Source organism: Nocardioides sp. (assembly GCF_035703625.1).
In the GTDB taxonomy this organism is placed as follows: Bacteria; Actinomycetota; Actinomycetes; order Propionibacteriales; family Nocardioidaceae; genus Nocardioides.
In genome coordinates, this window is the sequence record NZ_DASSXS010000276.1 from 1 (window position 1) to 6,379 (window position 6,379).

Below are 6,379 nucleotides of genomic sequence, written 5' to 3' on the forward strand. Positions count from 1 at the left end.
GGGGCGGGAGTGGCTCCGATGCGTCGGTGATGACGTAGCCGAGCTGGTCCCTGGTCGCGAGGTGCTGGTCGATGACGTTGTCGCCCGCAGCCGCGAACTCGGCGTTGAGCTCGGCCAGCACGCCGGGGACGCTGTGGTGCAGGAAGCCCAGCCGGTGTCCGGCTGTCAGCGGGACGGGGAGCACCTGGGGGAGGTTGACCGACAGCGCGGTGCTCCCCTCGAGGGCGAAGCCGGCGAGCTTGCCGGCCACGAACCAGCCGATCTCCTCCTGCGCCTCCTGCGTGGAGCCGCCGACGTGGGGAGTCAGGATGACGTTGTCGAGCCCCCGCAGCTCGGACTCGAACGACTCGCCCTGGGCCTTCGGCTCGACCGGGAAGACGTCGACGGCCGCTCCCGCGATGTGCCCCGACAGCACGTGGCTGCGGAGGGCGTCGTAGTCCACCACCATGCCCCGTGAGGCGTTGATGAACAGGCTGCGTGGCTTCATGGCCGCGAACTCGTCGGCGCCGAAGAAGCCGGCATTGCCGGGTCGCCCGTCGACGTGGAGGCTGACGACGTCGGCGAGCTCGAGCAGCTCCCCGAGCGAGTGCAGGCGGCGGGCGTTGCCGTGCGCCGGACGGTCCGCCTTGTCGTAGAAGACCACCCTCATCCCGAAGGCTTCGGCGACGTTCGACAGCTGGGTGCCGATGTTTCCGTAGCCCACGATGCCCAGCGTCCGGCCGCGGACCTCGTGGCTGCCGCGGGCCGACTTGTCCCACACGCCGTCGTGCATCCGCAGGGTCTTCTCGGGAAGCCGCCGGGCGAGCGCGATGATCTCGCCGATCACCAGCTCCACCACGCTGCGGGTGTTGGAGTACGGCGCGTTGAACACCCCGATGCCCCGAGCCGCTGCCGCCGCCAGGTCGACCTGGTTGGTGCCGATGCAGAAGCAGCCGATCGCCTCCAGGTCCCGGGCCGCGTCCAGGACCCGCTCGGTCACCGTGGTGTTGGAGCGGATCCCCAGCAGGCTGACCCCGTCGAGCGACGCGACCAGCTCGCCCTCGGACATGGACCCCTGGCGGCGGTCCACCTGGTAGCCGCGGGCTTCCAGGAGCTCGACGGCAGCGGGATGGATGTTCTCCAGGACGAGAGCCCTCATGGCGCCACGGTAGGGGCAGGGCCATCGGAGGCACCAACTGGAGAAGGTTGGGGACCGCCGCGCGGAGCGCCGATTCCGGTCAGGAATCGAGAAGCGACTCGACGTGGTCGGTCCTAGCCTTGTGGTGTCGCCGGGAGTACGCCGGGCGGCCCAGGTCGCAAGGGAGCCAGAGATGCCTGCCAAGAGATCCACCGCCACCTCTGAGGGCTTCAGTGCCGAGGAGCGCGCCGCGATGAAGGAACGCGCCGCCGAGCTTCGTGCCGAGGGCAAGAAGGGTGCAAAGAAGGCCGACGGCCTGCAGGCGGTCCTCGATTCGATCGCCAAGATGGCACCCGAGGATCGGGCACTCGCCGAGCGGGTGCACGTCACGGTGACCTCGACCGCGCCCGAGCTTTCGCCCAAGACCTGGTACGGCATGCCCGCCTACGCGAACGCGGACGACAAGGTCGTCGTCTTCTTCCAGGATTCCGGCAAGTTCAAGTACCGCTACTCCACCCTGGGCTTTCAGGACACCGCCAACCTCGACGACGGCGACCTGTGGCCGACCTCGTATGCACTGCAGAACTGGAGCCCTGCGGTTGAGAAGCAGGTCGTCGACCTGGTGAAGACCGCGATCAGCTGACCGAGTCTCAGACCAGCTCAGGAACGTGCAGGTGTGCAAGGGCCACGTCGAACTGCTCGACGTCGAGGACCTGCACACGGGTCTCGTTGACGACCTTCTCGCGCAGGACCCGCGCAGTCTCGCGGCTGTTCTCCTCGGCAGCCGGGTCGTCGAAGATCACCGCGACGACTCCGTTCCCGGTGCCACGGTCGATGAACAGGCTGGTACTGCAGAATCCGGGCACCTCATCGAGCGTCGGCAGCGTGGTGGTCTTGACGAAGTCGACCAGGCGGTCGATCTCGGCGGGGTCGGTCTGCACCCATGTGGTGCGCGCCCGACCTCGGCCCTGCGACCTGTGGTCGCGATGCAGCAGCGCGATCTCCCACTGGTTGACCTCGGGCGTCGTACCGAGGCGCTCGCCGGTCCGCGCGCGCAGATCGCTCACCTCGGTCTCGCTGTCCGTTCTCGACTCCAGGGAATGCCAGGCGCTGACGGTGATGCACTGGCCAGTCTCGCGGTTGGCGAGCATCGACAGCCCGACACACCCGTCCATGACCAGGATCGTCGGCAGTACCTCGGAGTGCACGAACTCGATGCCGGCGTCGATCGAATCAGGCGATCCCCGGAACGTGCTCGAACGTGCGTACATGCGCTTTCCCTCCCTGCCGCGGCGACGCCCGAGTGGCGCCGCGCTCGCCAGCCACTCTTCTCCCGTCCCGGGCTCCTGACAACGGGTCGGCTGAGCGACCAGACGCGCCCTTCCGCCACACGCTCCGCAGCCTGATAATCGAACGGACCTGGAGGGATCACGCCGTGGCACAAGTTCAGAAGGGCCGCTTCACCGCAGACGCCAGCTCCCTCGGGGACGAAGTCGTCGTCTTCCTGATCGGGATGAGGATCAACAAGCCATGGAAGGTCCGCGCCTGGTGGCCGGTCTTCGTCGCGATGCCAAGGATGCTGAGGTACCTGGTCCAGCATCCTGACAAGGGGCTGCTGGGTTTCGAGCAGGCGTTCCTTCCCTCGCCGCTTCTCGTGCAGTACTGGCGGTCGTTCGAGGACCTGGCGCGTTTCGCGCGGGACCGTGACGACCCCCACCTCGAGCCGTGGCGACAGTTCAACAGACGCATCGGACGCTCCGGCGACGTCGGAATCTGGCACGAGACGTATCGCGTCAGCACCGCCAACATCGAAACGGTCTACGGGAACATGCCGCCCCATGGGTTGGCTGCGGCGACCGCCTCGGTCCCGGTCAGACCGGGACGCAACTCGGCTGCTGCCCGGATCGGAGCGACCCAGACCGACGATCCAGCGGTGCCGGGATACTGACGTGGGCTGGGGGTCCCCCAGAGTTGCGCGGCTCCCCTGACTGGCCGCCGTGGCACTGACCCTCAGGGAAGGATCCGGATGGTGAACTGCCCCGTGGCGCTCTGGCCACCGCTGTCGTTGACCCGCACGGTGAAGGTGAAGGTGCCCGCTGTCGTGGGCGTGCCGAGGACCCGACCCGGGGATGCCTGCACGCTCAACCCCGGCGGGAGGGTGCCCGCGACGTGCGACCAGGAGTACGGCGGCGTGCCGCCACCCGGGAAGAGGCTGGCCTCGTAGGCGACGCCGACCTGGCCGTCCCTGAGCTGGTCGGTGCCATTGGTGATGACCAGGGGGCTCGGCGGATCCACTGTCAGCGTGAAGGTCTTGGTGGCGGTGTTGCCAGCTCCGTCACGCGCCCGGACCGTGAACGTCGTGGTCTGGACCCGGGTCGGGGTACCGAGTACCGCCGTGGTCTGGGCCAGCTGCAGGTCGTTGCCGGCGAACCTGAGCCCGTCCGGCACCGTGCCGTTGACGAGCGACCACCGGATCGGGCCACTGCCCTGACCGCAGCACGCCTCGATGAACCCGGTGTAGTTCTCCCCGACCCGCGCGTTCGGGAGCGGAGAGTTCGTGGTGATCCGCAACAACGACTGCGAGGTCACGGTGAGCACCGCCGTACGGGTGACCCCGTTGTACGTGGCCGAGATGGTCGCCGTGCCGACCGCCGACGGGCTGATCGACACCGGGAACGCCCCGGTGGAGCTGAAGGCCGGGACCGTCACCGTGGCCGGGACCGTGGCGATCGACGTGTTGCTGCTCGCCAGCGAAACGGTCGCCCCACCGGCCGGTGTGTTGGCGGTGAACGCCAGCGTGGCGGAGCTGCTCGTGGTGCCCGTCTGGACCGTGGACGGGCTCAACGTGATCGACGCGAGCGCGCCGCCCGGCTGCGGTGGCGGAGGAGGAGTGACCGTCAGGGTGGCACTCCGGGTGACGCCGTTGTACGTCGCCGAGATCACCGACGTCGCGGTCGCCGAGACCGGACTGGTGGACACGAAGTTCACCACCACCCTGCTGTTGACGCCCTCGGGCACGGTCATCGACGCCGGCACCGTCGCCACGGCTGTGTTGCTGCTCGAGAACGAGACGACCGCCCCTCCGGCGGGAGCGTTCGCCGTCAGGGTCACGGTCGCCGACGACGAGGATCCGCCCTGCACGCTCGCCGGGCTGAGGCTGACGGTGTCGAGCGTGGCGGTCGGCGCCGGGGGTGGAGCGGCGGTGACGGTCAGGGTGGCCGTCCGCGTGAGGCCGTTGCGCGTCGCCGAGATCACCGCGGTGGTGGTCGAGCCGACGGAGCTGGTCGTCACTGAGGTTGTGGCCGAGGTGGCCCCTGCGGGGACGGTCACGCTGGCGGGGACGGTGGCCGCGGCAGTGTTGCTGCTGGTCAGCGACACGACGGCACCACCGGACGGAGCGGCGGCCGTGAGCGTGACCGTGGCCGTGCTCGCGGCTCCTCCCTGCACCGTCGACGGGCTCAGGCTGACCGAGCTCAGGGCGGCCGCGGTCACCGTGCACCCCGGCAGCGCGACGTTGGTGGCAGTCGCCGAGCCGTCGTTCACATCCACATTGCAGTCAGCCGGTGCCGTGAACCCCGACCGGTCGATCTTGAACTGTCCGGATCCGTCGCTGGTGGCCATCTGCACGCCGTCCACCGTGATCGGCCGGTTGGCGATCGCCGATCCCTCGATCCTCAACCGGCCACCACTGAACTCCACCTTCGTGACGTTGACGGCCGCCTGGGCCGGCCCGGCCAGACTGACCGACATCACTGCCGCGAGGGTCACCAACGCCAACGCCAACCGAATACGACGACCGGACATGTCTGCCTCCCCTGAGTGGCTCGGTCGCGCCACACATCCCGCGTCACGAGCTGGCCGAACCACGCCCGCCTCTGATCATGCGCCAACGTGAGGCCTGATGAAATAGTTCACTCGCACCACTAGCAGCAGGGGTTTCTCCAGGACGATCGCGAGGACGATGATTCCGTCGGGCTCATGGGAGCGGCGCCAGGACCAGGGGACGACGGCCCCGTGCGTGAGCACGGGGCCGTCGTGTTTCCCTGGGTGGTGGGTCAGTCGTTCGGCGGGACCAGGCAGGTCGCCGTCGCGGTGTTGCCCGCGGCGTCGGTGGCGATCAGCTGGGCGTCGCCGGTGAAGGTGAACTTCCACTGGACGGCGCCCCTGAAGGCCTTCACCGTGACCGGCGCCCCGGGCGCCTGGGTCAGCTTGAACGTCGTCCCGGTGGCGTACGGCCCGAAGACCTCCCCGGAGCCGAGGTCCTTGATGGAGATCGGGACCGAGGCGTCCACGTTGTCGCTGGCGACCATCCGGAAGAAGCCGTCCTGGTTGTCCGCGCTCGGAACCCTTCCGGCGGGGTTGGGTCCCGGCGGGCAGGAGACCGTCGGCGGTGTCACGTCGTTGACGTCGATGCTGACCGACTGCGTGAACGCCGGCCCCGCGTCCGCGCCGTTCAGCGTGAACGGAACGGTGCACTGCAGGGTGGTTCCCTGCGGTGCGTCGGCCGCGACCGTGATGGTCTCGTCGAACACCGCGTCGGTGCCGCTCTGCACGGACTGGCTGGCCGGGCTGAGCGAGATGCTCAGGCCGGGGTCGCAGCTGGGTGATCCGGCCACGGTCACGTCGAGGTTCTGCAGGCCGGCCAGGATCGCGTCCGACACTCCGCCTGCCGCGACACCGGTCAGCAGGTTGCCGCCGGTGGCGGCGGTGATCCGGGTGGCCTGGCCGGTGCCGTCGAGGTTGTTGTCAGCGCCGGTGCTGATCGCCAGCACCTTGGCCTCGACGTCCAGGAGGGACTGGGTGGCGTCGGCCTCGGTGTGGCCGCCGGACGGGTCGTGCCCGGGGTTGTCGCCGTACCACACGACGATCCGGCTCGAGTCCGGCCGGAAGGACACCGCGTCACCGCCGTTGCCGATCTCCCAGAGCGCGTTGAGCTGTGCCTCGGGGGTGTCGCCCCCGACGCAGAGGTTCACGTCGTTGATCGCCGACGTGAGGGTGGCGGCGTTGCCGGTCAGGTCGGTGAACAGCCTGAACGCGGGCGCAGGGTCCCCGAAGTCGCAGTACGCCGCGACCGCGAACTGCGCGTCGGGCTGCACCGCCTTCACCTGGGACACGATCGAGCTGAAGTTCGCCTTCACGTTGGCGAGCTCCCCGCCCATGCTTCCGGTCTTGTCGACGAGGAGCACGATGTCGGGCTTCGGCGGGATGGGCGGCGTGGACACCGTCTTGGTCAGGTGGATCACCTCGCCGGGGTCGGCGGCC

Annotated in this window: 7 protein-coding genes; 3 read left to right on the top strand and 4 right to left on the bottom strand. The window is 69.1% G+C overall.

Annotated features, from left to right (window positions below; translation table 11 throughout):
• Nucleotides 1-1,138 (bottom strand): phosphoglycerate dehydrogenase (serA, locus tag VFN12_RS14385; RefSeq protein WP_325119417.1); only part of this gene is annotated, 1,138 nt, incomplete at its 3' end.
• Between the two features lie 172 nt (nt 1,139-1,310).
• Between serA and VFN12_RS14390 the strand changes: the two genes are divergently transcribed.
• A complete protein-coding gene (locus VFN12_RS14390; RefSeq protein WP_325119418.1) occupies nt 1,311-1,760 on the top strand; it encodes a hypothetical protein in 450 nt (149 codons plus the stop codon).
• Between the two features lie 7 nt (nt 1,761-1,767).
• Here the strand turns inward: VFN12_RS14390 and VFN12_RS14395 are convergent, their stop codons facing one another.
• Nucleotides 1,768-2,388 (bottom strand): hypothetical protein, encoded by a 621-nt coding sequence (locus tag VFN12_RS14395; RefSeq protein ID WP_325119419.1) that lies wholly within the window; start codon nt 2,386-2,388, stop codon nt 1,768-1,770.
• A 164-nt stretch (nt 2,389-2,552) separates the two neighbouring features.
• On the opposite strand from VFN12_RS14395, the gene VFN12_RS14400 reads away from it, so the two are divergent.
• Nucleotides 2,553-3,065, top strand: a complete 513-nt coding sequence (locus VFN12_RS14400; protein ID WP_325119420.1) for a DUF4188 domain-containing protein — start codon at nt 2,553-2,555, stop codon at nt 3,063-3,065.
• Between the two features lie 62 nt (nt 3,066-3,127).
• Here the strand turns inward: VFN12_RS14400 and VFN12_RS14405 are convergent, their stop codons facing one another.
• Nucleotides 3,128-3,706, bottom strand: coding sequence for an Ig domain-containing protein (locus VFN12_RS14405; RefSeq protein WP_325119421.1), 579 nt, complete (start codon nt 3,704-3,706; stop codon nt 3,128-3,130).
• On the opposite strand from VFN12_RS14405, the gene VFN12_RS14410 reads away from it, so the two are divergent.
• Entirely contained in the window at nt 3,678-5,012 is a 1,335-nt protein-coding gene (locus VFN12_RS14410) for a hypothetical protein (protein ID WP_325119422.1), read from the top strand. The genes VFN12_RS14405 and VFN12_RS14410 overlap by 29 nt on opposite strands.
• Nucleotides 5,013-5,172: 160 nt before the next feature.
• Here the strand turns inward: VFN12_RS14410 and VFN12_RS14415 are convergent.
• Nucleotides 5,173-6,379: vWA domain-containing protein (locus VFN12_RS14415; RefSeq protein ID WP_325119423.1), on the bottom strand; the 1,207-nt coding region annotated here is incomplete at its 5' end.

Excerpts from the sequence above, each read along its gene's own strand:
- VFN12_RS14390 (WP_325119418.1), top strand. The coding sequence starts at position 1,311 with ATGCCTGCCAAGAGATCCACCGCCACCTCTGAGGGCTTCAGTGCCGAG.
- VFN12_RS14395 (WP_325119419.1), bottom strand. The coding sequence starts at position 2,388 with ATGTACGCACGTTCGAGCACGTTCCGGGGATCGCCTGATTCGATCGAC.